This window comes from Mycobacterium sp. AZCC_0083 (assembly GCF_014202335.1).
Lineage (GTDB): Bacteria > Actinomycetota > Actinomycetes > Mycobacteriales > Mycobacteriaceae > Mycobacterium.
This window is the reverse complement of sequence record NZ_JACHGP010000005.1, coordinates 350,740-375,247: the sequence shown is the minus strand read 5'-3', so window position 1 is coordinate 375,247 and position 24,508 is coordinate 350,740. Positions and strand designations below refer to the sequence as shown.

Annotated in this window: 20 protein-coding genes; 5 read left to right on the top strand and 15 right to left on the bottom strand. The window is 65.8% G+C overall.

The window, feature by feature from the left end:
• Positions 1–117: 117 nt before the first annotated feature.
• From HNP02_RS14910 to HNP02_RS14880, 7 genes are all read right to left on the bottom strand, one after another.
• Positions 118–1,206, bottom strand: coding sequence for a Rieske 2Fe-2S domain-containing protein (locus HNP02_RS14910; protein WP_184439616.1), 1,089 nt, complete (start codon positions 1,204–1,206; stop codon positions 118–120).
• The gene (locus HNP02_RS14905) at positions 1,203–2,198 is read right to left on the bottom strand and encodes a PDR/VanB family oxidoreductase (protein ID WP_184439614.1); all 996 of its coding nucleotides are present in this window, start codon (positions 2,196–2,198) and stop codon (positions 1,203–1,205) included. The genes HNP02_RS14910 and HNP02_RS14905 overlap by 4 nt, the downstream gene beginning before the upstream one ends.
• A gap of 35 nt (positions 2,199–2,233) precedes the next feature.
• Positions 2,234–3,688: an aldehyde dehydrogenase gene (locus HNP02_RS14900; RefSeq protein ID WP_184439612.1), complete on the bottom strand. Its 1,455-nt coding sequence runs from the start codon at positions 3,686–3,688 to the stop codon at positions 2,234–2,236.
• 15 nt (positions 3,689–3,703) lie between these two features.
• Positions 3,704–5,035 carry a cytochrome P450 gene (locus tag HNP02_RS14895; protein ID WP_184439610.1) on the bottom strand — a complete coding sequence of 444 codons (1,332 nt, stop codon included), beginning with the start codon at positions 5,033–5,035 and terminating at the stop codon, positions 3,704–3,706.
• Between the two features lie 157 nt (positions 5,036–5,192).
• The gene (locus tag HNP02_RS14890; RefSeq protein WP_255506522.1) at positions 5,193–6,614 is read right to left on the bottom strand and encodes a wax ester/triacylglycerol synthase domain-containing protein; all 1,422 of its coding nucleotides are present in this window, start codon (positions 6,612–6,614) and stop codon (positions 5,193–5,195) included.
• Positions 6,601–7,563 (bottom strand): alpha/beta fold hydrolase, encoded by a 963-nt coding sequence (locus tag HNP02_RS14885; protein WP_184439608.1) that lies wholly within the window; start codon positions 7,561–7,563, stop codon positions 6,601–6,603. The genes HNP02_RS14890 and HNP02_RS14885 overlap by 14 nt, the downstream gene beginning before the upstream one ends.
• Positions 7,564–7,584: 21 nt before the next feature.
• On the bottom strand, positions 7,585–8,685 hold the full coding sequence (locus HNP02_RS14880) for an NAD(P)-dependent alcohol dehydrogenase (protein ID WP_184439606.1): 1,101 nt from the start codon (positions 8,683–8,685) through the stop codon (positions 7,585–7,587).
• A gap of 317 nt (positions 8,686–9,002) precedes the next feature.
• Here HNP02_RS14880 and HNP02_RS14875 point away from each other — a divergent pair, with 317 nt between their 5' ends.
• The 5 genes from HNP02_RS14875 to HNP02_RS14855 all read left to right on the top strand — a co-directional run bounded on the left by HNP02_RS14875 (position 9,003) and on the right by HNP02_RS14855 (position 15,128).
• Complete coding sequence (locus HNP02_RS14875; RefSeq protein WP_184439604.1) at positions 9,003–10,514, top strand: HAD-IB family hydrolase; 1,512 nt, start codon at positions 9,003–9,005, stop codon at positions 10,512–10,514.
• A gap of 92 nt (positions 10,515–10,606) precedes the next feature.
• Positions 10,607–12,334: a 1-acyl-sn-glycerol-3-phosphate acyltransferase gene (locus HNP02_RS14870; RefSeq protein ID WP_184439602.1), complete on the top strand. Its 1,728-nt coding sequence runs from the start codon at positions 10,607–10,609 to the stop codon at positions 12,332–12,334.
• Positions 12,335–12,443: 109 nt separating this feature from the next.
• The gene (locus HNP02_RS14865) at positions 12,444–13,238 is read left to right on the top strand and encodes an enoyl-CoA hydratase-related protein (RefSeq protein WP_184439600.1); all 795 of its coding nucleotides are present in this window, start codon (positions 12,444–12,446) and stop codon (positions 13,236–13,238) included.
• Between the two features lie 236 nt (positions 13,239–13,474).
• Complete coding sequence (locus tag HNP02_RS14860) at positions 13,475–13,933, top strand: MaoC family dehydratase (protein WP_184439598.1); 459 nt, start codon at positions 13,475–13,477, stop codon at positions 13,931–13,933.
• A gap of 424 nt (positions 13,934–14,357) precedes the next feature.
• On the top strand, positions 14,358–15,128 hold the full coding sequence (locus tag HNP02_RS14855; RefSeq protein WP_184439596.1) for a FadR/GntR family transcriptional regulator: 771 nt from the start codon (positions 14,358–14,360) through the stop codon (positions 15,126–15,128).
• Here HNP02_RS14855 and HNP02_RS14850 read toward each other — a convergent pair.
• The 8 genes from HNP02_RS14850 to HNP02_RS14815 form a co-directional block, all read right to left on the bottom strand.
• Positions 15,112–17,079: an AMP-binding protein gene (locus tag HNP02_RS14850; protein ID WP_184439594.1), complete on the bottom strand. Its 1,968-nt coding sequence runs from the start codon at positions 17,077–17,079 to the stop codon at positions 15,112–15,114. The genes HNP02_RS14855 and HNP02_RS14850 overlap by 17 nt on opposite strands.
• A gap of 15 nt (positions 17,080–17,094) precedes the next feature.
• The gene (locus HNP02_RS14845) at positions 17,095–18,288 is read right to left on the bottom strand and encodes an acyl-CoA dehydrogenase family protein (protein ID WP_184439592.1); all 1,194 of its coding nucleotides are present in this window, start codon (positions 18,286–18,288) and stop codon (positions 17,095–17,097) included.
• On the bottom strand, positions 18,288–19,991 hold the full coding sequence (locus HNP02_RS14840) for an AMP-binding protein (RefSeq protein WP_184439590.1): 1,704 nt from the start codon (positions 19,989–19,991) through the stop codon (positions 18,288–18,290). Before HNP02_RS14840 ends, HNP02_RS14845 begins: the two co-directional genes overlap by 1 nt.
• Before the next feature lie 179 nt (positions 19,992–20,170).
• A complete protein-coding gene (locus HNP02_RS14835) occupies positions 20,171–21,046 on the bottom strand; it encodes an SDR family oxidoreductase (RefSeq protein ID WP_184439588.1) in 876 nt (291 codons plus the stop codon).
• Between the two features lie 20 nt (positions 21,047–21,066).
• The gene (locus tag HNP02_RS14830; protein ID WP_184439586.1) at positions 21,067–21,876 is read right to left on the bottom strand and encodes an enoyl-CoA hydratase/isomerase family protein; all 810 of its coding nucleotides are present in this window, start codon (positions 21,874–21,876) and stop codon (positions 21,067–21,069) included.
• A gap of 13 nt (positions 21,877–21,889) precedes the next feature.
• Complete coding sequence (locus HNP02_RS14825; RefSeq protein WP_184439584.1) at positions 21,890–23,056, bottom strand: acyl-CoA dehydrogenase family protein; 1,167 nt, start codon at positions 23,054–23,056, stop codon at positions 21,890–21,892.
• 229 nt (positions 23,057–23,285) lie between these two features.
• Positions 23,286–24,035, bottom strand: coding sequence for a PaaX family transcriptional regulator C-terminal domain-containing protein (locus tag HNP02_RS14820; protein ID WP_184439582.1), 750 nt, complete (start codon positions 24,033–24,035; stop codon positions 23,286–23,288).
• Positions 24,036–24,250: 215 nt separating this feature from the next.
• Complete coding sequence (locus HNP02_RS14815) at positions 24,251–24,505, bottom strand: cytochrome C oxidase subunit IV family protein (protein ID WP_255506520.1); 255 nt, start codon at positions 24,503–24,505, stop codon at positions 24,251–24,253.
• Between the last annotated feature and the right edge of the window lie 3 nt (positions 24,506–24,508).

Below are 24,508 nucleotides of genomic sequence, written 5' to 3'. Positions count from 1 at the left end.
GGCAACTGACGTCGACGTGTCGATCCGGCCGCGCGAGGAGTGGGCGCGAATGGACGAGCAGAAGCAGCTGGCCAAGGCCTGACGTCAGGCGGAACTTGCCCACCGCGGGCGGCTCGGTTAGCCCCCCAGCACCAGTGGTTCGAATGGGCTGAGCGAGTGATCCCTGCTGTTGGGCGCGAGACCGGGGCGTATCGCGGACGGTCCCGCCTCTTTGGCTAGCATCACCCCGACGATGCGTCGAGCGCGCAGGGCGGCCGCGTCAGCCTGAAACTCCACCCCGCCGCGCCACCCGTCGTAGCCCGAGTGGTCGGACGCCATTTCCAGAATGGATGTATCCCGTTGGCTGACTCCGTCCAGGAACGACCTCAGACCGTCGGTCACCTCGCCGCTGTCCGTTGCATAGTTGCGCGACGACTCCATGAACACGTGGGTGGAGGCTGCCGTCTCGGGCGTGATGCCGTGCGTACGAGTGGTGGTGTACACCTTGCCGTCCGACGCTTCGATCTCCCAATACTGGCGGTGCATTGCCGGCGAGACGAATGTGCCGCCTTCACGATGTTTGTACGACAGGGCACCATCGAGTCCGGTCGCGTCGACCTGCCAGCCCGCGAGGGGAAGTTCCGGCAAGACTCTGGTGTAGGAGACCGTCGTCTCGGTGACCTCGACATCGTTGAAGGCCCCCATGGTCTCGAGTCCCGGAGGCAGATCTCTGGTGTGAACGACGGGGGCGTAGCTGAAGTCCAGATAGTGCTCGTGGACCATCATGTAGTTGGCGCCCACCTGCCACGCGCTTGCGAATGTCGACCACGCCGGATCGTTGATCCATGGCATGCGCGGCGGCTGGCCGCCCGCGGCTGCGGCGGGCGGTCCCAGCCAGATCCAAACGAACGGCGGCTCCTCGACCAAGGGAAACACACGGACCCTCATCCCCGTCGGGACTTGGGGTTGGGTCGGCGTGTAGACGCATTTTCCGTCGGTGTCGTAGGTGCAGCCATGGTAACCGCAGACCAGTCGGTCACCGTCGACCCGACTATGTGACAGCGGGAATGCCCGGTGCGCGCAACGGTTTTCGAAGGCATTGACGCACCCGCTTGCACCGCGCCACAGGACTACGTCCTTCCCGAGCAGGCGGCGTCCCATGGGGGATTCGGTGATCTCGTCACAGGTAGCCGCGACGTACCAGCACTTCATTGGGTAGTTGCTCACAGATCCAGCACCAACCTTTCGGTGCGCGAGCGCGACACGCACACCAGCATGACTTCGCCGGCATTCTTTTCAGGCTCGGTGAGCATCGAGTCGCGGTGATCGGGAGTACCCTCCAGCACTCGCACTTCGCAGGTCCCGCAGACGCCTTCGTAGCAGCTGGCCATGATCGGAACGTCGGCTTCCTCGAGGACTTCCAGGATCGACTTGTCGGATGTCACCTCGAATGCCACCCCGGAGCGCTGGCACACCACTTCGAACTGCTCGAGCGCTTCGGCGGCCTGCTCCGCAGTGGGTGCCTTGGCGGCGAAGCGCTCGATGTGAAGTGCCCCTGCCGGCCATGGAGTGCAATGCTGTTCGACCGCAGCGAGCAATCCCTCAGGCCCACAGCCGTACACCAACGTGCCATCCTCGGGATCCTTGAGAAGCGACTCGAGGTCGAGCAGACCCCGTTCGTCCTGCGGCCACACCGTCACGCGCTCGGGGTAGCGTTCGGCAAGCTCGTCGGCGAAGGCCATCGACGCCCTGGTCCGTCCGCCGTACAGCAGCGTCCAGTCGCCTCCAGCTCGTTGCACGGCCTCGATCATCGCTGCAATCGGGGTGATGCCAATACCGCCGGCGATGAAGCGATAGCGCGGCGCGTCGACGAGCGGAAAGTGGTTGCGGGGCCCCCGAACTCGCAGAGTCGTTCCCTCTTTGAGGTTTTCGTGAACGTAGCGCGAGCCACCGCGACTGTTGGGATCGAGCAGAACCCCGACCCGCCAGACAGCGAGATCGCCGGGATTGCCGCACAGCGAGTACTGGCGCGTGAGGCCATCTTCGAGCATCAGGTCGACGTGGGCTCCCGGTTCCCAACGTGGCAGGTCGTAGTTCCCCGGGTGGGCAAGGTCTAGCACCACCACACCGTCGGCCGGCGTGCTACGGCGCCGCACCACCAGGTCGGTGGTGAACTCGTGGACGTTAGCGCTGGGTGTAGTGACCGTGGATGCTGACATTGGCAACTTGTTCCGATCCGTGAGGTGACACGAAATCAGTTGGCAGGCGGGGGCGGCAGGTAGATGGTCTTGTAGACCTGGAACGCGTGCAGCCCCTCGGGACCGAGTTCGCGTCCCATGCCGCTCTGTTTGATGCCGCCGAACGGGGCGACGGGATCGTTGACGTAGTGGTTGACCCCGACGGTCCCCGAGCGAACGCGGCGGGCGACGTTGGCGGCTCGTTCGGGATCCGATGACCACACACTCCCGCCAAGGCCGTAGACACTGTCGTTGGCGATTGCGATGGCTTCCTGCACGTTGGAGTAGGGGATGACCGAGAGCACTGGGCCGAAGATCTCTTCGCGTGACACCGTCGCGTTGTTGTCCAAGTCGGCGAACACGGTGGGTTCGAGGAACCAGCCTCGGTCGAATGGCCGCGAACCACCCGTGGTCATTCGGGCGCCTTCACTCTTGCCTTTGGCGATGTAGCCCTCGACGCGCTCGCGCTGACGCTTCGACACCAGCGGGCCGACCTTGGTCTCGGGATCGAGGGGATCGCCCACCTTGAGCGAGCGCGCCATATCGGTAATGGTGTCGACGATTTCGGTGTATCGGCTGCGGGGGACTAGCACCCGGCTGTTGAGCCAACAGATTTGACCGTTGTTGAGCAGAGTGCACCCGAAGAAGGGCTCGATCGAGGCGGCTAGGTCAGCGTCGTCCAGGACGATCGCCGCCGACTTGCCGCCGAGTTCGAGGGTGACCGGCCGAAGCAGCCGCCCGCACGCTTCGGCGATCCAGCGGCCCGCGGCGGTGGAGCCGGTAAACGAGACCTTGTCGACGCCCGGGTGCTCGACCAGGTAGGCGCCCACGTCACGGCCACCGGGAACAACGTTGACGACACCGTCGGGTAGGCCCGCTGCGGCGGCGGCCTCGGCCATGAGGAACGCGTCGAGCACGGTTTCCTCGGCCGGTTTGAGGACGACGGAGCAGCCCGCGGCCAACGCGGGTGCGACTTTGAGGAACGTAATCCCTTGCGGGACATTCCAGGGCACGATCGCGCCAACGACGCCGACGGGATGCTTGGAGACCAGCGATGTGCCGCCGAACATGCCGGCACGCGATTCCTCTACTGGTGCACTGGTCATCAGATCGCTGTAGTAGCGCACCAGCAGCGGCGGAAAGCCTGCCTCGAATTGCTGGGCGAGCCAGATCGGCATCCCGTTCTGCATCGACACCCGTCGCGCCGTTTCGGCGCCGCGCGCTTCCAGTTCCACCGCGAACCGTTCGAGCACGTCAGCGCGGTCCTTCGGTTCCCAGGTCGCCCATCCGTCGGCGGGGTCGAACGCTGTCCTGGCCGCAGCGACAGCGGCGTCGATATCGGCCTCGCTGCCCCTGGGCACTGAACCGATCCGCTCCTCGGTGGCCGGGGAATGGACCGCGATGGTGTCGTGGCCGGCAGGGGCGGTCCACGTGCCGCCGATGTAGAGCTGGGGGTAATCGATTGTGGTCATGGACATCTCACCCGTTCACGCGAAGTTGAGCTTGGCGGGCAGGTGCTGCAGGCCGCCGACGAAATTGGTCTGCGTGTACTTCCCGGGTCCGAGCAGCTCGATCGACTCCAGGCGGGGCAGCAGTTCTTCGAGCATCACCTTCAGCTCGAGTTTGGACAGGTGCTGGCCGATGCACATGTGCGGGCCGTGGCCGAAGGCGATGTGCCTGTTGGGCTTGCGGTCGATGTCGAACTCGTAGGGGCGGTCGAAGACGTCCTCGTCGCGGTTGCCCGATTGGAACAGCAGCATCAGCCGGTCACCCTTCTTGATGGTCTGTCCCCGCATCGTGTAGTCCTGCTCGGCGCGGCGCGTGAAGTGTTTGACCGGCGCGACCATCCGCAGGGACTCCAGAACGAGGTTGGGCACCAACTTCAGATCCGCCTTGACGCGGGCCAGCACATCGGGGTGCTGGGACAGCAGCTGAAGGGTGCCGGCCAGGGTTGCCGAAGTGGTGTCGTGCCCGGCGGTGGCGATGGCCATGTAGTAGCCGTAGGAGTAGGACTTCGGTAGGTACTCACCGTCGGGTCCCTTCGCGGTCGCGACGATGGTGGCGAGGTCGTCGCGGGGATTGGCGCGGCGGTCTTCGGCCAGCACGTCGAAGTAGGCGCAGAAGTCTTGGTAGGTGGCCGCGAACTGTTGGGCCATCGCCTCGGGCGCCAGCTCCTCGACGTCTTCGCGCTGATGTTCAGGATCGGCGGTGCCGAAGAACTCCTGGGTGAGCTTCATCATCTTCGGCTCGTCCTCCGGCGGCACCCCGAACAGCGTCATCATCACGTGCAGCGGGAAACCAAGGGCCCAGTCATCGAGGAGGTCGATGTCGCCGCTTGCCGATACCTTCTCGAGCTTCTCGACGGACGCCGTGGCGAGGTCGCGGATCTGGTCAGTCCATTTCTGGAGCTGGGTGGGCCGGAACCAGTCGTTGGTAATGACCTTGATTTGGGTGTGCTCTGGCGGGTCCATGTACGGCAGGGCGTCCATGATGCGCAGGCTGCCGCCGAGCATGCTCTTCATGAACTCGTCGCCGGCCGTGTTCTGCAGGATCGGGTTGTTCGCACCGGGGTGGTCTGGACCGCCGCCTGCGCTGAACACCTCGGGCTGGCTCTCGACCTCCTGCAGGTCGGCGTGCTTGCTGATCAGCCAGATGGGGTCGTAGCCGTCCACGACGGCCTTGGCCAGCGGCGCGTTGTTGCGCACCCATTTGTAGGCTTCGTGCAGCGCGGCGAGGTCGCCGTGCCCCTCGGGGAGCACGATCTGCCGTGCAATCTCGTCGGGGATGGTCGTTGATTCGGTATGTGCGGCGGTCGTCATGGACGTCCTCTTTCTGCGGTATCGAGTGCCCCACACCGCGCTTCCGCACGACTTCGTGGGCATCGGGTGCTGGTGATCCAAGTCTCACTGCAAGGCGCTCGCGCCGCGTCACCATGACGGGGGGTCATCGCTCCCACTTTGGAGGTAGGCGCCGTGCTCAGTCGCCGCCGGCCAAGGCGATCACTTCGTCGAAACCTTCGCGGAGGCACGTCGAGAACGCAGCGATGTCGGTGATCGCGTCAGGGTCGAAGTTGACGGCAATGCAACAGGTTCCGTCGTAGGACAACATCGCCACCATCGCCGGGATACCGGGTCGGGGACCCATCGGGTAGATCCGCGTCACCCGCGCACCCGCCAGGTACAGCGGACGACCGATCGCGCCGAGGTTGGAGGCCTGTAGGTCGGAGAGGCCGGTCATCTGACCTGCGATTGCGGTCAGCGCGATCTCTGGCAGGCGGCTCAGCACCGGTGCGAGAAGGTCCAGGAATCCGAGTGCGGGTTCCCTGCGTGCGTTGGTGATGAAGCGGTGGATGGCAGCGATGCGCGCCTTGGGGTCCCGTTCACCGACCGGCGCCACGAACCGTGCACCGGCGAACTTGTTGGCGCCCATCGGGTCAGCGTCGGTGCGCAGGCTGACCGGTATCGCCATTGGTATGGAATCGACGGTGAGGGAAAGCTTTTCGTGATAGCGCCGTACCCCACCGAGTACACCCGCAAGGAATGCGTCGTTGACCGAACCTCCTGCGGCCTTCCCCGCTGCCTTCAGGTCGGCGAACGGCACGTCGAAGGTGTCCAGCCGGTAACCGGATCCGTGCCCCGTAAGCGCGGGGGAGTGGGGTGCATCCGTCGGCGCCAACACTCGCCGCAGCGACATCGCGAATTTGACGGCGTCGGTCGTCGCTCCGACGGGGTCGCCGGCGAAGCGGCCTGCGGCGGAGAGCGCGTCGCGAACCGCGCCCGCGGGCGCGCTGATGGCCCTGGCGGCGAGCCGGTTTACCAGCAGCCCCTCGGGCGACTCCATGCGTCGAGGCGTGGGCACCGGCGCATCGCTGGCCGGTCCGGGTTCCCGGCTGCTCCCGTGCGCCAGGTCCAGCAGTTGCAGCAAGCCAATCCCGTCGCTCAGACTGTGATGCGGCTTGAACAGGTAGGCAGCCTGGCCGCCGGTCACGCCGAGCACCAGCAGGGCCTCCCACGGGGGACGCTCGGGATCCAGCGGGCGGGCGGCGAACTGGGCCGCCAGGGCGTGCAGTTCGGCCATCGACCCGTCGCCGGGCGCCCGCACCCGTTGCAGGTGATACTCCAGTTCGAAATTCGGATCCGGAGACCATGCCGGCGGAACGAGGGGCAGCGGTGGCGCAACGACGCGTTCTCGCAGCCGCGGTACCCTCTGGGTGAACCGATCGTGGGCCGCCACCAGCCGATCCCAGTCTGGCTCGGTATCGAGCAACTCGATCATTACCCCGGTCGAACGGGTGCGGTGGTCGCCCTCGGAGCGCCACATCAACGCCTCCCACGCGCTGAGGTCCTGTCCACCGCCCCATGAGGCAAGCGCGTCGTCGTCGGTGCTAGGCATTGTCATCAGCCCTCTCGGTCGACACGTCCGCGCCATCGACGGCGCCGGTTACCTGAAGGATCAGTTCCGCCACCCCGGCGGGGTCGTCGGACATCGGGACATGCCCCACGCCCCGAAGGCGGATCAACTCCGCCCCGGGCAGCCGTTCGAGCATTGCCGAACCGAAACCGTCGAACGGAATCACCCGGTCACGGTCGCCCCAGACCAACCGGACGGGGTAGTCCCGTGCGATTGGCAGGGGTTCGACCTGGCGAATTGGGAGGTCCCGCAGCAGTGGCGCGACGACGGGGGCCAGCGCGCCGGCCCTGATGTAGGCGGCCAACTCCTGCGGTGGGACGCGATTGGGATAGGCGACCTGGCCTGCCAACAGAAACCAGCGCAGTAGGGCGTTGGCGGCGATGGCATCGGCGTGGGACGCGTAGCGGCCGAACGCGTCGACCGAGAGTCGTATCGCGGCTGCCCGGGCCTCGATGCTTCGCTGTGAGCGCCAGGCCCCCGCTGGGCTGAACAACACCAGGGAGCGCGCCCGGTCGCGCCGCGCGAGCTCGATTCCAATCCAACCTCCGAGCGAGTTGCCGGCGATGTGAACTTTCTGCAAGCCCAGCTTGTCGAGCTCGCCTTCTAGTGCGTCGGCAAGGGCCTGAACCGACGGCGCGATCTGCGTATCCAGTGGCGGGCCGCCTCCGTGACCCGCCAGGGTGGGCACGATGACGTCATGGTGCGGCTCGAGAAACGGAAGGACGGGCGACCAGGCCCGCCAGATGGCGCTGACCCCATGCACCAGCAGCAGCGGCGTTCCCTTGCCTGCGCGGTGCAGCGGCGTCAGCTCCAGCTGAGCCGGTGCGGGGTGCGGCCCGTCCGCGACGCGCCGAGCGATGGGAATCGCCGCGGCAACGGCGCCGCCGGCCAGCAGTGCCGCGGCCACCGTGGCCCTTCGGCGCGGGTTATTCGTCATTGAATGTCGTCCGATGTTGCGTCAGGGTGTCAGCACGGCCTTGAGGATCTCGCCGCGGTGCTGGGCGGCCACCGCCTCGTTGATCTGGGCCAGCGGCATCGTGGTGATCAGCTTGTCGAACGGGAACTTCCCCTGACGATGCAGATCGAGCAGATAGGGGATGAAGGTCTGCGGGTCGGCGTCGCCCTCGACGATGCCCCGGATGGTCAGGCCGAGCAGGGTGGGCTGGAACAGCCCGACCGAGAAGACGGCCTGCGGATCGGCAGGCACGCCGATCAACCCCAGCATGCCGCGCATCCCCAGGGAGGCAAGCAGCTGTTCCACGACGGGGGTCACCGCGGTGGTGTCGATGGCGTAGTCGGCGCCCGCAGGAGCGATCTCCCGGATCTGATCGGCCAGTGGACCGGCCTGCGGGTCGATGGCGTGGGTGGCGCCGAGCTCGGTGGCCAGCACCCGCCTGCTCTCATGGAGGTCGACCGCGATGATCGTCGCGGCCTCGCGCACCACGGCGGCCATCACGGCCGATAGACCCACCGCTCCGGCGCCGGTGATGACCACGGTCGATCCGGACTGGACGTCGAGTGAGTTCAACACCGCGCCCGCCCCGGTCTGGATGCCGCATCCTAGCGGCCCCACTAGCTCGACTGGGGCGCCGGGCGGCAGCTTGACCACGTTGCGCTCGTGAGCCAATGCGTGGGTCGCCAACGAGGACTGGCCGAAGAAGTTGCTCCCCAATTTGGTTCCGGCAGAGGCCAACCCGGAGGATCCATCGGGGCGCACCCCGCCGAAATTGTATTCGAGGAACCCGTGACAGTAGGCCGGTTCGCCTTTGGCGCACTGCGGGCACGCGGCGCAACTGTTGAAGCTGATCGCGACGTGATCACCCTCGGCGACCGTCGTCACATCGGCACCCACCGACACCACGGTTCCGCTGCCCTCGTGGCCGAGGACGCCGGGAAGCGGGAACGGCAGGTGGCCATGCTGGACCGCGACGTCGGTATGGCAGATACCGGCTCCGGCGATCTGCACCAGCACTTCGTCGGGTGCCGGGTCTTGAATGTCGACCTCGGTGAGCTTGAATGGTGCGCCCACCTCCTGCACCACCGCGGCTGAGATTCGCATCTGCTGCCCCTTTTCCATTCTGCGGGTTCGGCCCGCGGTGCTTCCGGGCGGACCCGGGGCGGACCAGATGATCCGGTCCGGGGTCGGCTGCAATGTCTGCTCTTCGCGCAAGCGCTCATCGCCGCTGACCCCTGTGGTGCGAGTGTGAACGACCGACCCGCACCCCCGCGTCACCACATCGGGCGGTTGTTACTCCCGCAGCGGAGGTATCTCTCCCCGGACACACTTGGCCAGGCCAGGATGACTCTTCATAGTGGGATGGCCGGAGCTCTCGGTGACAGCTCGCCGCGAGGGTCTGGGTGGAGGCAGGATATGAGATGACCGGTACGACATCGCCGATCGCGGTCGACGACATCATCGACGACATCAAGGCCGGACCGAGCGGTCCCAAGGTCGCGGCGTTCTTCGACTTCGATGGAACCCTGATCCAGGGATATTCGGCCAGCGCTCTGATCACGCACCGTGCTCGAAACTTCGAATTGGGGCCCGACGAGTTCGTCCGCACCATGCGCGCTGCCCTTGGTGGCCCTCTCGACGAAGCCGCGTTCAAAGACCTGATGCTGCAGGGAATCCGGGGCTGGGTGGGCCGAACCGACGACGAGCTGCTGGAACTCGGAGATCAATTGTTCACCCAGGAAATCGCCGGCGCGCTCTTCCACGGAACATGGCGGCTGGTGCGCGCCCACCAAAACAAGGGCCACACCGTAGTCATCGCGACGTCGGCGACTCGGATGCAGGTCCAGCCCATGGCGAGCGAGTTGGGTATCGAGCACGTCCTGTGCACGGAGCTCGAGACCGAGCAAGGTGTGCTTACCGGTCGCATAGCAGGACGCCCGCCGTGGGGCGAAGGCAAGCGAGCGGCGGTCACACAATTCGCGAAACGCGAAAGAATCCCCATGAAGAATTGCCACGCGTACGCCAACGGCAACGAGGATGTGCCCTTCCTCGACGCGGTCGGCCACCCGCACCCGATCAACCCGGGATCGGACCTGGCCCGCCACGCCCATGAGCGCGGATGGCGCGTCGTGCAGTTCCGGGGCAAGCGAAGCCAATACCATCCGATGGCGCTAGTCCGGACGACGGGCGTGTTCGGCGGCTTCGCCGCGGCGGTGGGCGCGGGCGCGGTCGTCGGGGTGCTGACCAACGATAGTCGGGGTGGCGTCGACATCGCCACGTCGCTGTTCGGCCGCCTCGCAGGGCAACTCGGCAACATCCAGTTCGACGTCATCGGTGAGGAACACAGCACGCACCGCCCCGCGGTGTTCTTCATCAATCATCAGAGCACGCTGATCGACGCGCTCGTCACCTCACGGGTCGTGCAACGGGGCTTCACGGTGGTGGCCAAGGCCGAGGTGAAGCAAGTGCCCGTGCTTGGACAATTGCTCACCATGGCCGACGTCGCCTTCCTGGATCGGACGGACACCTCGAAGGCCATCTCGGCGATGCAGCCCGCGGTGGACAGGCTGCGCGCGGGCATTTCGATCGCCATCTCACCGGAAGGCACCCGATCGCTGAGTCCGAAGGTCGGGGCGTTCAAGAAGGGCGGCTTTCACCTGGCCCGCGACGCGGGGGTTCCGATCGTTCCGATCGTCATCCGCAATGCCGGCGAAATCATGTGGCGCAACGCGAAGGTCTCCCAGGAAGGCACGCTCGAAGTCGTTGTTCACGAACCGCTTCCGACCGCCAACTGGACCAAGGCCGATCTCGATGGGTGGGTGCCGCGAATGCGCGAGCTCTACGTCGACACCCTCGACGATTGGCCGGGCATCGAGGCCGGCAAGAACTGGTCCAAGGCGATCGCTCAGGCATCCGCGGCGGCCCGGACGTGATCCGCCCATCGGCGCTACCGTCGCGGCGTCGCGACACTCCTGAAACCACGGCGTTGCTGAAGTCTGATGAATTCCTCGGTGTCACAGCAGAAGTGGCGTCGCAGTTAGGCCGCGAGGTGGCCGACGTACGGGGCGAGGCCGCGGTCTACGTGCGCGAGATGGCGGCATCTCACGTTCCTCCAGTGGTGCGCGCCTGGCACGCAATGTCCGCGTGGATGGTCCGCGGATTCCAGGTCGTCATCGACGAGGACGACCTGGCCAAGCTGCGGGCACTGGACCGTGACAACGCCCTGATCTTCTTGATCTCGCACCGCTCCTACCTGGATCAGTTCTCGTTTCCACCGCGCCTTACGCAGGGCGGCATTGCGCCGACGTTCGGGCTGGCCGGCGCCAACCTCAACTTCTTTCCACTGGGCACTCTGGCCCGACGCAATGGGTTCATCCCTGTCCGGCGCGCGACGGGGGACATACCGGTGTACCGGGTGGCCCTGCGCGCCGTCGTCGGCAGGATGGTTTCCAGCGGCAGTAACCTGGTGTGGTCGATCGAGGGAGGCCGGACGCGCACCGGCAAACTACGGCCACCCCGATACGGGCTGCTGAAGTATGTGACCGACGCGGTCGACTCCGTGCACTCGGAGCAGACCCTCGCCGTCCCGGTTTCGATCCTCTTCGACCAGTTGCCGCTGCACGAAGTCAAGCTGATGGTTGCCGAATCGCGGGGCCTTCCCAAGACGCCCGAGAACGCTCGCTGGCTCTTCAGTTACGCACGGGGCCTTCGGCATCGCCTGGGACGCATCTACATCAACTTCGGGGCGCCGGTGCCGCTGTATGAGCGAATGACCGCGCTGCGCGCCGAAGGCTTGACCGACCGGCAGGTGGTCGAGCGTGTCGCGCTGGACATCTGTCACCGCCTCAACCAGGCCACGCCGGTGTCTGCGACGGCCGCCGTGAGCGTCGCGATGCTTGGCGCCGACCGCGCCCTGACGCTCGATGAAGTGTGCGCGACCATCGCGCCCCTCGCGCGGTACCTTGCCGCCAGGGGCTGGCCCGTTGCAGGGGGTGCCGACCTCACCGACCGTGCCACGGTTTCGCAGACGCTGCACGACCTGGTCGGGTCCGGTGTATTGACGAGCTACTCCGAGGGGCCGGAAACGGTGTGGGGGATCGGCGACGACCAACATCTGATCGTTGCGGTGTACCGCAACAGTGCGATCCACGTTCTGTTCATGCGGGCGATCGCCGAACTTGCCTTGTTGGCGATCGTGCAGACGCCGGGAGCAACCAAGCGCACCGGGTGGGAGAAGGCACTCGCCGTGCGAGAACTGTTGAAGTTCGATTTCTTCTTCGCCGGCCGTGCTGAATTCGCCGATGAACTCTGGCACGAGTTCGCGATCATGACCGGACGCAGCCAAGACCGGACCGCACCGCTCGATACCGAGGAGGCCGCGCGGAGTCTCAACGAAAGTGAGCTGCTCGTAGCGCATCTGGTGCTCAGGCCGTTCGTCGACGCGTACCGAGTGGTGGCCGAGGAACTTGTCAACCTCGGCCCCGGCCGGGACGTCGACGAACAGCAGTTGCTCACGAGGTGCCTCCGCCTCGGCCGGCAATGGTCACTCCAGCACCGCATCACGGAGGAGTCGGTGTCGGGTGAAATGTTCAGCACCGCTGTGAAATTGGCGCGCCACCGCGGTCTGCTCGACCCCGAGGGCGTGGTAGACGACATTACGGATCGTCGGTCGTCCCTCGTCGTTGAGCTCGACGACCTACAGCGCTCGATCGGCGAGCTGGCGCGGATGGGTCGGGACTTCGTGCCCGTGTGAGTCAGTCGGCAAATCGCCGCTTTGCGCCGGCCCACCCGTTTGGTAATATGGTTAGACCATAATGTGCAGGCGGACAGTGACCGTGGCTTTCAACGAAGAGAGGCAACCGATGACCGAGTTCACCGATATAACCTACGAGGTCGACAACGGCCTGGCCTGGATCACCATCAACAGGCCCGAGCGCTACAACGCGTTTCGGGCGCGCACCCTCGACGAGCTCATCCGTGCCTTCAAGTTGGCGTGGGGAAGCTCAGAGGTCGGGGTGATCTGCCTGACGGGGGCTGGCGAGAAGGCGTTCTGCACCGGCGGGGACCAGAAACAGCGCGCCGAGACCGGTGATTACGGACCGTCCGAAACCGGCCTGTTCGAAGTGGATTCGCTGCACCGAGTCATCCGTGACGTGCCGAAGCCGGTCATCGCGGCGGTCAACGGGTTCGCCATCGGCGGCGGTCATGTCCTACACGTGCTGTGCGACCTTACGATCGCCGCGGACACCGCGGTGTTCGGCCAGAACGGTCCGCGGGTCGGGTCGTTCGACGCGGGCTTCGGCACCGGCTACCTGGCGCGGGTGGTCGGGGAGAAACGCGCCCGCGAGATCTGGTTCCTGTGCCGTCGGTATTCGGCGGACCAGGCCGCCGACTGGGGGCTGGTCAACAAGGTCGTGCCCGCCGACCAATTGAAGTCCGAAGTGCGGGCCTGGGCGGACGAGATCCTGCAGCTGTCGCCAACCTCGTTGAAGATACTGAAGCAGTCGTTCAATACCGACACCGAACAGTTCGCGTCCGTCGGCCAGATGGCGTACTCGAGCCTGAAGTTATTCGGCGAAACCCCGGAGGCGCAGGAAGGTGTCACCGCCTTCAACGACAAGCGCTCCCCCGAGTTCGCCGCCTATCGAGGCAACTGAACCAGGTGTCGCGAGATGTTCAACGTCGAACAGCCCGGGTCGGGGGCCGACGAGCGCAGCGGGTCGCTGGCGCCGGTGGTCCTATCGGTGCTTAGTGCCTATGCCGGATTGTCCTCGGGGCTAGCAGGTTTCGTGCTGGAGAGGACGGCTTTGGTCATCGGGGGAATAGTCCTCGTCGCGTCCGCATCGGTGCTGGTCCGGTGGCCCGGTTCCAAGCGCACCAGAAAGGGTGATCAGTGCGAGTCATTACGTCCATCGATGAGGCCGTTGAGGCCGTCGGCCAGGAACTCGGTGTCTCCCAGTGGGTTACCGTCGATCAGGAACGCATCAACGCATTCGCTGACGCCACCGGCGATCATCAGTGGATCCACGTCGACGTTGAACGGGCCCGCACTGAAGGTCCGTATCGCGCAACCATCGGGCACGGCTTCTTGACCTTGTCGCTCATTCCCGTGTTGAGCAAGGACAACTACCGCGTCGACAATGCGAAAATGGGCATCAACTACGGGCTCAACAGGGTGCGCTTCCTCGCGCCGGTGCGGGCCGGCAGCCGCGTCCGGCTCCGATCAGACCTCCTCGAGGTGAGGAAGGTCGACGACAGAACGGTGGATCTGACCGTGCGGCAGACGGTGGAGCTCGAGGGCTCGGACAAGCCGGCCGCAGTGGCAGAAGTCATCGCGCGGATGGTCTTCTGAGAACGGACCTGGAAAGCCTGAATCCGCAGTGAACTCGGTTTCTGCTCTTGTCACAGCCACCCGTCACGGGAGGGCGAAACGATCATCATCGTCACCGCAGTCCTACTGGTAGTGAGCGTCGTCGGATTGATCGCCGCGGTGATCGTCGGCGGGCCGGCGGCCTCTCACCCCAGACACGGCACCTTTGGTATTGACGGGTTCGATGGCAGCTTCATTGCGTGGGCGTGCGTCGGCTCGTGCGCGGTAGGTCTGCTCCTGCTGTTCATCGACTCGAAGCGGGAGAAGTCGACTAGATCCAGCGCGACACGAGTGAGGCTGGACACCACTGCCAACACGTGAGCCTCCGTCGCCAGTACGTCGTGGCAATGATCTGACCGGTACATTGGGCCTTACCTTTAGGCCGAATGCATGCGGAGGACCGACGATGGCGCCAGTGGAGTCGAAAGCGACCTCGACCCGTTCGACTGTCGTGCTCACCCCGGTGGAGGTACCCAAGGCCTCGGATGTGCTGGCACGCGAGCTGCGCGAGCGGATTCTCAGCGGCGAGTTGCCCGTGGGTACAGCGCTTCCCGCGGAGCGCGAACTCGTCAAGCAGACGCAGATGAGCCGGGCCACGGTGCGAGAGGCGTTGCGCATCCTGGAGGTGCAGAATCTGGTTCGGGTCAGGGCCGGCCGGGCCGGCGGCGCCTTCGTCCAGCGACCCACGACGAAGTCGATGGCCAATTCGGTGGGCTTGATGATTCGCGGGCAGAAGATCAAGCTGGCCGACCTGATGGAAACCCGCGAGGCGTTGGAGCCGTTCTGCGCCGAACTCGCGGCCCGCAACCGCACCGATGACGACATGGCGGTGCTCGACAAGGCGAACGACGACATCGCCGACCCGAAAGCTGACTTGCCGGCGTTCCTGCAGGCCAATCTCGACTGGCACGTCGGTGTGGCCATGGCCGGGCACAACGAGTTGTTGATCGGGTTCATGACCGCGTTGTCGCATGCCATCTACACCGGAACTGAGAACGCCGCGTTCGTCGACGATGCGGTTCGAAGCGTGACCCAGCGCGCCCACCGGTCGATCACTGCGGCGATTCGCAGTCGCGACGCCGAGACGGCCAGCCGGCGCATGCGCCGACACGTGCACAGCTACGCGAAGGCCGCACTTGCCATGGACGAGCGCGACGCGATCAGCGTCGACGGCTGAGCGCCTCGTCCGCGACGAGGTCGCGGATCGCGGTGACCGCATCGGGATTTTCCGCGCCCGACAGGTCCCCGGGGTCGATGCCGAGGGCGGCAGCCCGGATCGCGCGGCGCATGATCTTGGCCGACCGTGTCTTGGGTAGCGCGGCCACCCGCCACACCCGCGACGGCGTGAACGGTTTGCCCAGCTCGCGTCCAACCAGCGCTGCCAGCTCAGTGGCGATCTGATCGGCGGTCTCGTCGTTTCCGTCGTCGCCTCGCGAGACCCAAAATGCCCAGACCGCCTCTCCTTTGACCGTGTCGGGCACACCGACGGCGGCGGCCTCGGCGACCCGCGGGTGGGTGATCATCACCGATTCCACTTCGGCGGGGGCCAGCCGCTTGCCGGCCACGTTCATGACGTCGTCGGAGCGTCCGAGGATGAACCACTGGCCGTCGCCGTCGACCATCGCGAAGTCGCCGTGCGTCCAGATGCCTGGGAAGTGCGACCAGTACGCCTGAAGGTAGCGCTCGTCGTCGTTCCAGATGCCACGCGTCATCGACGGCCACGGCTGACGGCACACCAGCTCGCCGACCTGGCCGCGTACGGATCGGCCGGTGTCGTCGACGACGTCGACGTCCATCCCGAGCGATGGTCCGCCCAGCGAGCAGCTGCGGATGGGTTCGACCGGGTAGGGCGCCAGGAACGATCCGCCGACCTCGGTGCCTCCGGAGAAGTTGATCACCGGGACGCATCCGCCGAACACGTCGCGGGCCAGCCAGTCGTAGGACCCGGGGTCCCAGGGTTCACCGGTCGAGCCCAGGACGTGCACCGATGACAGGTCTGCCGTGGGCCGCTGGCTAGGGTCACTGGACCGCAGCGCCCGGACCAGGGTGGGCGACACGCCCAGCATGGTGACCCGGTGGCGCTCGACCAGCTGCCATAGCCGGGTGCTGTCGGGTCTGTCGGGTGATCCTTCATACAGCAGGAGCGTCGCGCCGTTGGCGTGCGTGCCGAAGACCGACAGCGGGCCCATGATCCAGCCCATGTCGGTGACCCAGCTGAACACCCCGCCGGGTTTCACGTCGAACGAGTAGGCGACTTCGCTGGCCGTCTTCACCAGAAATCCGGCGTGGGTGTGCACCGCCCCTTTGGGTCTGCCGGTGGTGCCCGACGTGTACCCCAGCAGCAGCGGATGCATGGCGGCGACCCCGACGGGCGCCAACGGAGCGTCGTGGTAGGTCAGCTGTGACCACAGAACCATCTGCGCGCCAACGTATTCCGGGGGATGATCAGAACCGTTGGGCACCACGATCACGTGTCGGACGGTGGGACACTGCGCCAGCGCCGCACTAACCTGCGGCAACAGAGGTAGCGTCCGCCCGCGCCGGATGGTGACGTCGGCCACGATCACGGCCTTGGCCTCGGCGTCGGCGAGCCGGGACGCGATGGCCGAGGAAGCGAAACCGGAGAACAGCGGCACCAGGGTTGCCCCAAGTGCTGCCACCGCGTAGCACGCGACCACCGCTTCGGGGATCATGGGCAAGTAGATCGCGACGGCGTCGCCGGGTCCGATTCCCAGCTCGCGCAGCCCATTTGCGGCGCGGGCGACCTCGGTGGCCAGCTGGCTGAACGTGATCTCACGGATCCGACCGGATTCGTCCTCGTGAACCACGGCGATGCGGTCGGGTGTTTCGTCGCGCCAGCGCAGCAGGCACGAATCGACGATGTTCAGAGTCGCGTCGACGAACCAGTCGGGATGCTCAATTCCTTTGCTCAGATCCACCACTCGGCTGTAGGGGGTGCGGAACCGCAGGCCCAGGTCGGTGGCGGCCGCGTCCCAATACCAGGCCGTGTCGGCGACCGAGCGCGCCCGCAGCTCGTCGATGCCGGCGAGACCGTGCATGCGGGCCAGCCGTGTCACGTTGGCTTGCTCGATGTAGTCGGCCGTCGGATTCCACTGGTAGCTAGTCACCTTGACTCCGCAATCTCAGCTCTTGGGCATGCCGAGGATGCGCTCGGCGACGATGTTGCGCTGGATGAACGTCGACCCGCCTGCGATCGCGGTACCGCGGGCTTGATACGCCAGCCGCAGCCACCGCAGTCCGTCGGTCGGTAACGCGTCGGCGCCACCCTTCTCCTCGGGCGCGAACTGCCCGCCCATCTCGTCGAGCTCCAACCCGAAGTCGGCGATGTCCTCCACCAGCGGGCAGAAATACAGCTTCCCGATCGAGGTCACCGGGCCCGGGGGGCCGTCGCCGGCCGCGCCGGTGACGACCCTCTGGCCGATCAGGTAGTGCACGAGAGCGCGCCCGTACAGATCGGCGATCCGTTGCCGCACTAGGGGATCGGCACCCAGCGAGGTGCCGTCGTCGGCGGTGCGAGCGGCGATCTCGCGGATCAAATCGTTCACCGCACCCGTGGTGTTGACACGGCCGGTGGCGATCGCGACCCGCTCGAACGCCAGGGTGCCCATCGCGACTCGCCAGCCGTCGTCCACCTCAGCCAGGACGCCCTCGTCGGGGATGAACACGTCGTCGAGGAACACCTCGTTGAATTCCGCCTCGCCCAGCATGTGGGCCAGTGGTCGGACGTCGACGCCGGGGGTGTCCATCGCGAGCAGGAAGTACGTGATCCCGCGGTGCCGCGGTCCGCCACCGGTGCGGGCCAGCAGGATCGCGTGAGCTGCGAATTGCGCGCGGCTGGTCCAGATCTTCTGGCCCTGGATGCGCCAGCCGCCGTCCACCTTGGTCGCGGTGGTGCGCAACGAGGCCAGGTCCGAGCCCGCCTCCGGCTCGGAGAACAACTGGCACCAGACCTCTTCGCCGGTGAGGATCGGCCGGAGGTAACGCTCCTGCTGATCAGGGGTGCCGAACTCGATGATGGTGGGGCCGGCGAAGTCCTCACCGATGATGTTGAGCCGCTCGGGCGCACCGGCCCGATCGAGTTCCTCGTTGAATATCGCGCGCAGCTTGGCGTCCGCGCCGCCCCCGCCGTACTCCTTCGGCCAGGACAGACCCGCGTACCCGGCGTCGTACAGCAGCCGCTGCCAGGTGCGCCAGTAGTCGAGTTTGTCCTCTAGGCGTGCGGGTTCAGCTCCGCCGAGCCGCGGAAGGTTGTCCTGCAGCCACTCGTGCGCCGCGGTGCGGAATTCGGCCTCGGTGGGACTGTCCTTCAACTCCATCAGCGAGGGCTCGCCGCTTCGGGGGCGCGGGCGGCCTCGGCCTCGAGGCGATTCGCGATGTCATTGCGCAACTCTTGTTTGAGGACCTTGCCGGTCGCGGTCATCGGCAGGGCGTCGACGGCGACGACGCACTCGGGCGTCTTCTGGACCGGCATGCCGCGCGTCAGCAGGAAATTGCGCAGGTCCTCGACCGTCGGGGTGGTGTGCCCGGGTGTGGTGACCACGTAACAGCACACCCGCTCGCCGAGCCGCTCGTCGGGCATGCCGACACACGACGACGCCACGAGGTCCGGATGGTCGGCCAGGTTGTCCTCGATCTCGCGAACGCTGATGTTCATCCCCCCGCGAATGACGATGTCCTTGGTCCTGCCCGTCACGCGTACGTAGCCGTCGTCGGTCATCACCCCCAAGTCGCCCGACTTCGACAGGCCGTCGGCGGTGAACAAGGCCGCGGTCTCCTCGGGGTTGGCGAGATATTCGATCATGTGGGCGGGCCCGCGGTAGGCGATGTCGCCCTCGGTGCCGCGGGGGACCTCGTTCCCGTCGATGCCGACGATCCTGACCTCTGCACCCGGCACCGCCGAGCCGTCCGAGGTCAGGGCCTGTGACACCTCGTCGTCGACGGAACACGTGGTGGTGACCAGGTTTTCGCTGCGCCCGTAGAGGCTGAGCACCTTGATGTTGGGAAGCGTCACGCTGGCCCGCTCGACTACCGCGGCGGGAATCGGTGCGCCCGCACACACCCACAGCCGCAACGTCGAAAGGTCGTGGCGCTGCGGGTCGTACTCCGTCAGTAACCCATGCAGGAATGTTGGGGCCGTGACCGCTGCCGTGCACCCGAAGCGCTGAATCTCATCCATGCCGCGGGCGGGATCCCACTCGGCCATCAAATGCGTCGATGCCCCGGTCAGCATCGGGACCAGCACGCTGGTGACCAGACCGGTGGTGTGGGCGACTGGGGAGGGACCGAACTGGACATCGGTCTCGGTGTAGCCGAACGGTGCGATCAGCGAACGCGCGCCCGAACAGTACGTGTTGAACGTGTGCACGCACCCTTTCGACCGCGAAGTGGTTCCCGAGGTGTACACGATGACGAAGGGCTCGTCCGGGCCGGGCGGATCGGGGAGTTCCGCACGGGCGCTGTCGTCATCGGTGTCGGCTTCCAACCCGGCGAGGGTGAAGACAGCGGCGTCGGCGTCGGCGACGTCCTCGGCGACGCTGTCGGGGCGGGTGACGACGATCTCGAGGTCCGAATGATCCCGGCGCAGATCGCGATACATATCCAGATAGCTGAACTTCTTGAAGGTCGCCGGTGTGAACACCGCCCGTACCCCGGCGTTGGCCATCACATAGCCGACTTCCTCCTTGCGGTAGATCGGCATGATCGGCACGGTGACGACGCCGAGCCGCGACAACGCTGCCAGCACCTGCACGAATTCCGCCCAGCTCGGCAACTGCACGGCGACCGTGTCGCCTGCCCGCCAGCCCCGCCGGTGCAGACCGACGGCCAGTCGCTGTGCGCCGTCGAAGAGCTGCCGGAACGTCAGCGATCGGGTTCCGTCGGTCACGAAGACCTTGTCGGGGGTGGCTTCGACGTGCCGGAGCAGCAGGTCATGGAATGTGTCGGTCGACCACAGTCCGGCGCCGTAGTGGGCATCGATCTGGGGCTGGCTGTAGCGGACGGTGTAAGGGCTGGGCTTCATCGCACCTTCCTCGGTCTCGGGAGCCGCCGTCCGGGAGTCACGCCGGAGGGCACCACTACCTCAAATCGTAGAATGGTCAGACCGAAAGGGTAATCACTCGAAAGAGGGATAAATCCATCCATTCATGCGTTACGCCACCGCGGTGAACGCGTCGGCGACGAGTGAGGCCTGCACGGGGATCACGGCACCTCGTCGAGGATCGCGGGAGATGAGGACCGGTGGAACCCGTCAAAGGCCACATTGTTCTTGGCCGGTTGCAGATCCCACCATCCACGGCGAGCGTTCGGCGCTCCTCCGTCGATGCGGATGCACGAGCCGGTGATGTAGCTCGCCGCCGGCGACAGCAGATAGACGATCGCCGCTGAGACTTCGGCTTCAGTTCCGAACCGCTGCAACGGGATACCTGGAGTGAGGTCGTTCTGAATGAACGCCGTGTCCTTGTCTTCGTAGGTGTCAAGACCCTGCGACGCGATCGATCCGGGGGCGACGGTGTTGACACGGACACCGGATTCGGCCCATTCGGTTGCCGCGCATTCGCTCAGCGTGAGCATTCCGCCGCGCGCCGCGGCGGAATGTGAGAAGTGCGGCCACCCGTGCCAGATGTCGGCGATCATGTTGACGATCGCGCCACCGTGGTCGATCATCCAGCGGTTGTAGACCTCCCGCATGACGATGAACCCGCCGGTCAGGTTGCTCTTGACGACGGCCTCGAACCCCTTCGTCGAGATCGTCTTCAGTGGTGCCCGATACTGGCCGCCTGCGTTGTTGACCAGGCCGTCGATGCGGCCGTGGTCGGCCAGCACCCGTTCGATGGTGGCGATGACCGCGTCCTCGTCGCGGATGTCGGCGATATGCGTGGAGATCGAGCCACCGTCGGATTCGATCTCGCAGCGGACCTGTTCGAGCTTGACCTCGTTGCGCCCGACGATCGCGACATGGGCACCGAGGGAGGCCAACTCGTGCGCTGTGCAACGCCCGATACCACTGCCGCCGCCGGTGACGACGACAATCTGATCACCGAACAGTCCCCGGTTGTAGATCGAGTTGTACGACATGGCTTCGTCCCTCGGGCTCGTCAGATTCCAGTTGAGTTGGTCGTCACCCGGTCGGCGTCGCGCCGCTCGATGAACTCTTCTTTGCGTTCGACGATCTCCAGGTTACCCATGGTCGAATAGCCATACAGGCACTCCAGCCTGAGCTGGTCGTCCAATGGGCGGCCGATGACCTCAAGGATGGTCTGCTTCGCAGATTCGACTGCGGCCCTTGGGTTTCGCAGAATCTTGGCCGCGATGTCCTCGGCCGTGGCCATCAGGTCGCCGTGGGGCACAACGCGATTGACCAGATGTACTTCTTTGGCCCGGTGCGCGTCGATGGGTTCGCCCATCAGTTCCAGTTCCATCGCGATGCCCACCCCGACCGTGTTGACCAGCCGGACGATGCCCCCGTCGGCGAAATGCATGCCGCGGCGCATGTGGAAGAACCCGAAGTTCGCCTGCTCGGAGGCGATCCTGATGTCGCAGGCGAGGGCGAGTTCGATACCGCCCCCGATGACCCATCCGTTCAGCGCCGCGATGATCGGTTTGGGGGTCCGGTGCAACCCGCGGGTGATCCGCCCGGCGAAACCCTTTTCCAGCAGGCTACGTCCGAGTTCGGGTCCGGCGTTGAGCCACGGATCGACGTGCGACTTGAGGTCGGCGCCCGCGCAGAAGGTCTTGTCTCCGGACCCGGTGAGGATAGCAATTCGGACATCCGGATCGTCGCGGAAATCTGTCCACGCCTCGAACAGCAGCTCATCGGTCTCGGTGTCGATGGCGTTGTGAACCTCGGGCCGGTTCAGCGTGATGTACGCGATCTGGCCCCGCTTTTGGTAGATCACCTTGGGCATGGTTTCCTCCGGGTCATGCCGACACCGCACTGCGGCCGGCCTTGTGTCGGGCGATGACGAGTTTCATGATTTGCGCGGTGCCGTCGCCGATCTGCAGCCCGAGGACATCCCGGAGCCGTTGCGCATAGGGCATTTCCTCGGTATAGGCGCCGTGCCCGTTGAGCAGCAGACAGGTTTGCACGGTGTCGAACGCCAACTTGGGCCCCCACCACTTGCACATCGCTGCCTCAGCGGTGTGCGGCAAACCCTGGTCCTTGAGCCACAACGTCTTCAGGCACAACAGGCGACATGCCTCGACTTGAGTCTCTGCCTCGGCCAGCGGGAACGACACCCCCTGATTCGAGATGAGCGGTTTGCCAAAGCTCGACCGCTCGGCGGTGGAGACCCACGTTTCGTCCAGAGACTGTCGGGCGACCGCCAGACACTGCAACCCGATCAGCGCCCGGCTGTAGTCGAACCCCTGCATCACCTGCACGAAGCCTTCGTTCTCCCGCCCGATCAGATGTGTTGCGGGTATCGCGACCCGGTCGAAATGGACCGACCCGCGGCCCGCGCAGCGCCCCCCGAAGTCGTCGAACTCACTGGTTTTGATGCCCGGCAGGTTCAGCGGGACGAGGAAGGCGCTGATTCCGCGCGCGCCGCTCGACTGCGCTCCGGTGCGGGCCCAGACGATCGCGAACTCGGCCTGGGTCGCAAAGCTGGTCGACGTCTTCTCGCCATCGAGGACATACGTGTCGCCGTCCCTGGTCGCCCGCAGCGCCAGGTTCGCGGCATCCGATCCACCCCCGGGTTCGGTCAAGGCGATAGCGGGGATCATCTCCCCCGCCGTTACGCCATGCAGCCACGGCGCGACGACGTCAGGGTCTCCGTGTCGGGCCATGATCGCCCCGCTCAACGACATCGTCACCATCAGCTGGCCGATGTTGTAGTCCGCCCGGCACAGGGCTTCCAGGACGAGACCCGCTGTGGTGCAGTCCAGTCCGAGGCCGCCGTACTCTTCGGCCAACTCCACTCCGAACAGCCCGACCTTGCCCATCGCCCGCAGTGTCGCGCGGTCGAACGAGCCTTCCTGCTCACGTTGCTTGTAATGGGGAGCCAGCTGTCGCTCGCCGAAACGGCGGGCGACGTCGACCAGCGCCTCCTGCTCCGCGCTGATCGCGAAGCTCAACGGCCCCGTCATGGCCCTCCTCGTGGTGACTGCTGGCGACGTCCGCCGTGATAGCCGTCGTGACGCCTGAACGCGACGATCACCGTGTCGGCGACAGCCGATCCGGTGTGCGACACCTAAGTCACCACCATGATACTCCAACGCATCGCATGATGTGAATATGTTCCAAGCGAGAGTATCCTGCCGCAAAGACGACGGAGCCGAACCGGTGGTCAGCGGCGCGCGCCGCGGCGGCCCCCGACTATCCGCCGCTGTATTTTCTGAGACGCTCCGAATAGTTGGCGTTGAAATCGGTGTAACGCTCTCGAAGTCGATCGCCTGGCCAGCCCGCCGGGAGCAGCTCGTCCGGCAGGTATGGATCGAGCAACAGGTGTCGAATTACCTCCGCAGTAGCCAAGAACCCCTCGGCGAGACTGTCTGCCTCGTCAAGCACCGTCAGCAATCGGTCCGCCTCGGCACCCCATCCCGGCAAATCCCAGAGCGACGCTGCCAGGCTTGGCGAGTCACCGTGGTGAGCGACAAGAAACTCACACTGGTCGGCAATGATGCCGTCGAGTTCACGAGACAGGTTGTCCGGCCGCATCCACACACCCTCACGCAATTCGCCCATGCGGTATCGCACCATGCTCTTACGCAACGCCACCCGCTCTGCCAAGGGTCGGGTCGTACTCGTGACGATGGCCATCTCCCACCCCCCAGTCCACCGCCGGGTGGGGGGCGACGTGAGCCCATCCTGTTCCGCCTGCCGTCGCAGCAGCCGCTCGGACAGGCGATAGACGCCATTGTCCGCGGACACCTCGCCGTCCTTCACCATGCGCGTCAGGGCGACGCGGGTGGCGCGGTCGGTGATCCCGAATAGCTCGCCGACCTTCACCAAGGCGTTAACCGGAAGCGCCGGGGGGTGGTATCCGAGCAGAGTGCTCAACGCGACCGACCTCGCGGTCAGCGGGGTGATCGACGGCAGGTGGCGGTCCGGGACGGCGGGATACATTCGTCAACTCCATCACGCATCGGCTGATGCGAACCTATTGCAGTGCGCAGGCAACTTGCAGTGCGCAGGCAACGTGTCTCCCTAGTACACCCGGTCGGTCAGAGTTTGGTGTGTAGTACACCCGGTCGGTCAGAGTTTGGTGCGGTGTCCGAATCTCGCGACGGCCCCGAATGGCTCGGCGTAGCCGATGGCGGAGCCCTCCAATCGGCGCCGGATCAGAGCAGGTAGACGGTCAGGATCAGCGCGGTGACCGCGAGCAACCAGCCGTCGCGGACAAGCCGCAGCGCCAGTGGCGCCCGACGTACCTCCATGAAGTGACTCATCACCAACCGCACCTTGATGGCGGCGATGAGCATGATGGCCACGGTCGCCACCTCGGGCGTGACCGAGCTCCCGGAAAGCAACCACGTCGTTGCGCAGGTGGCCAGCATCAACGTGGCCCACACGATGGTGGCCGGCTTGCGAAGCATCTC

What these genes read in the sequence shown, in the direction of transcription:
- HNP02_RS14905 (WP_184439614.1), bottom strand. Translation starts at nt 2,198, where the DNA reads ATGTCAGCATCCACGGTCACTACACCCAGCGCTAACGTCCACGAGTTC.
- HNP02_RS14900 (WP_184439612.1), bottom strand. Translation starts at nt 3,688, where the DNA reads ATGACCACAATCGATTACCCCCAGCTCTACATCGGCGGCACGTGGACC.
- HNP02_RS14895 (WP_184439610.1), bottom strand. Translation starts at nt 5,035, where the DNA reads ATGACGACCGCCGCACATACCGAATCAACGACCATCCCCGACGAGATT.
- HNP02_RS14890 (WP_255506522.1), bottom strand. Translation starts at nt 6,614, where the DNA reads ATGACAATGCCTAGCACCGACGACGACGCGCTTGCCTCATGGGGCGGT.
- HNP02_RS14885 (WP_184439608.1), bottom strand. Translation starts at nt 7,563, where the DNA reads ATGACGAATAACCCGCGCCGAAGGGCCACGGTGGCCGCGGCACTGCTG.
- HNP02_RS14880 (WP_184439606.1), bottom strand. Translation starts at nt 8,685, where the DNA reads ATGCGAATCTCAGCCGCGGTGGTGCAGGAGGTGGGCGCACCATTCAAG.
- HNP02_RS14875 (WP_184439604.1), top strand. Translation starts at nt 9,003, where the DNA reads ATGACCGGTACGACATCGCCGATCGCGGTCGACGACATCATCGACGAC.
- HNP02_RS14865 (WP_184439600.1), top strand. Translation starts at nt 12,444, where the DNA reads ATGACCGAGTTCACCGATATAACCTACGAGGTCGACAACGGCCTGGCC.
- HNP02_RS14855 (WP_184439596.1), top strand. Translation starts at nt 14,358, where the DNA reads ATGGCGCCAGTGGAGTCGAAAGCGACCTCGACCCGTTCGACTGTCGTG.
- HNP02_RS14845 (WP_184439592.1), bottom strand. Translation starts at nt 18,288, where the DNA reads ATGGAGTTGAAGGACAGTCCCACCGAGGCCGAATTCCGCACCGCGGCG.
- HNP02_RS14840 (WP_184439590.1), bottom strand. Translation starts at nt 19,991, where the DNA reads ATGAAGCCCAGCCCTTACACCGTCCGCTACAGCCAGCCCCAGATCGAT.
- HNP02_RS14835 (WP_184439588.1), bottom strand. Translation starts at nt 21,046, where the DNA reads ATGTCGTACAACTCGATCTACAACCGGGGACTGTTCGGTGATCAGATT.
- HNP02_RS14830 (WP_184439586.1), bottom strand. Translation starts at nt 21,876, where the DNA reads ATGCCCAAGGTGATCTACCAAAAGCGGGGCCAGATCGCGTACATCACG.
- HNP02_RS14825 (WP_184439584.1), bottom strand. Translation starts at nt 23,056, where the DNA reads ATGACGGGGCCGTTGAGCTTCGCGATCAGCGCGGAGCAGGAGGCGCTG.
- HNP02_RS14820 (WP_184439582.1), bottom strand. Translation starts at nt 24,035, where the DNA reads ATGTATCCCGCCGTCCCGGACCGCCACCTGCCGTCGATCACCCCGCTG.
- HNP02_RS14815 (WP_255506520.1), bottom strand. Translation starts at nt 24,505, where the DNA reads ATGCTTCGCAAGCCGGCCACCATCGTGTGGGCCACGTTGATGCTGGCC.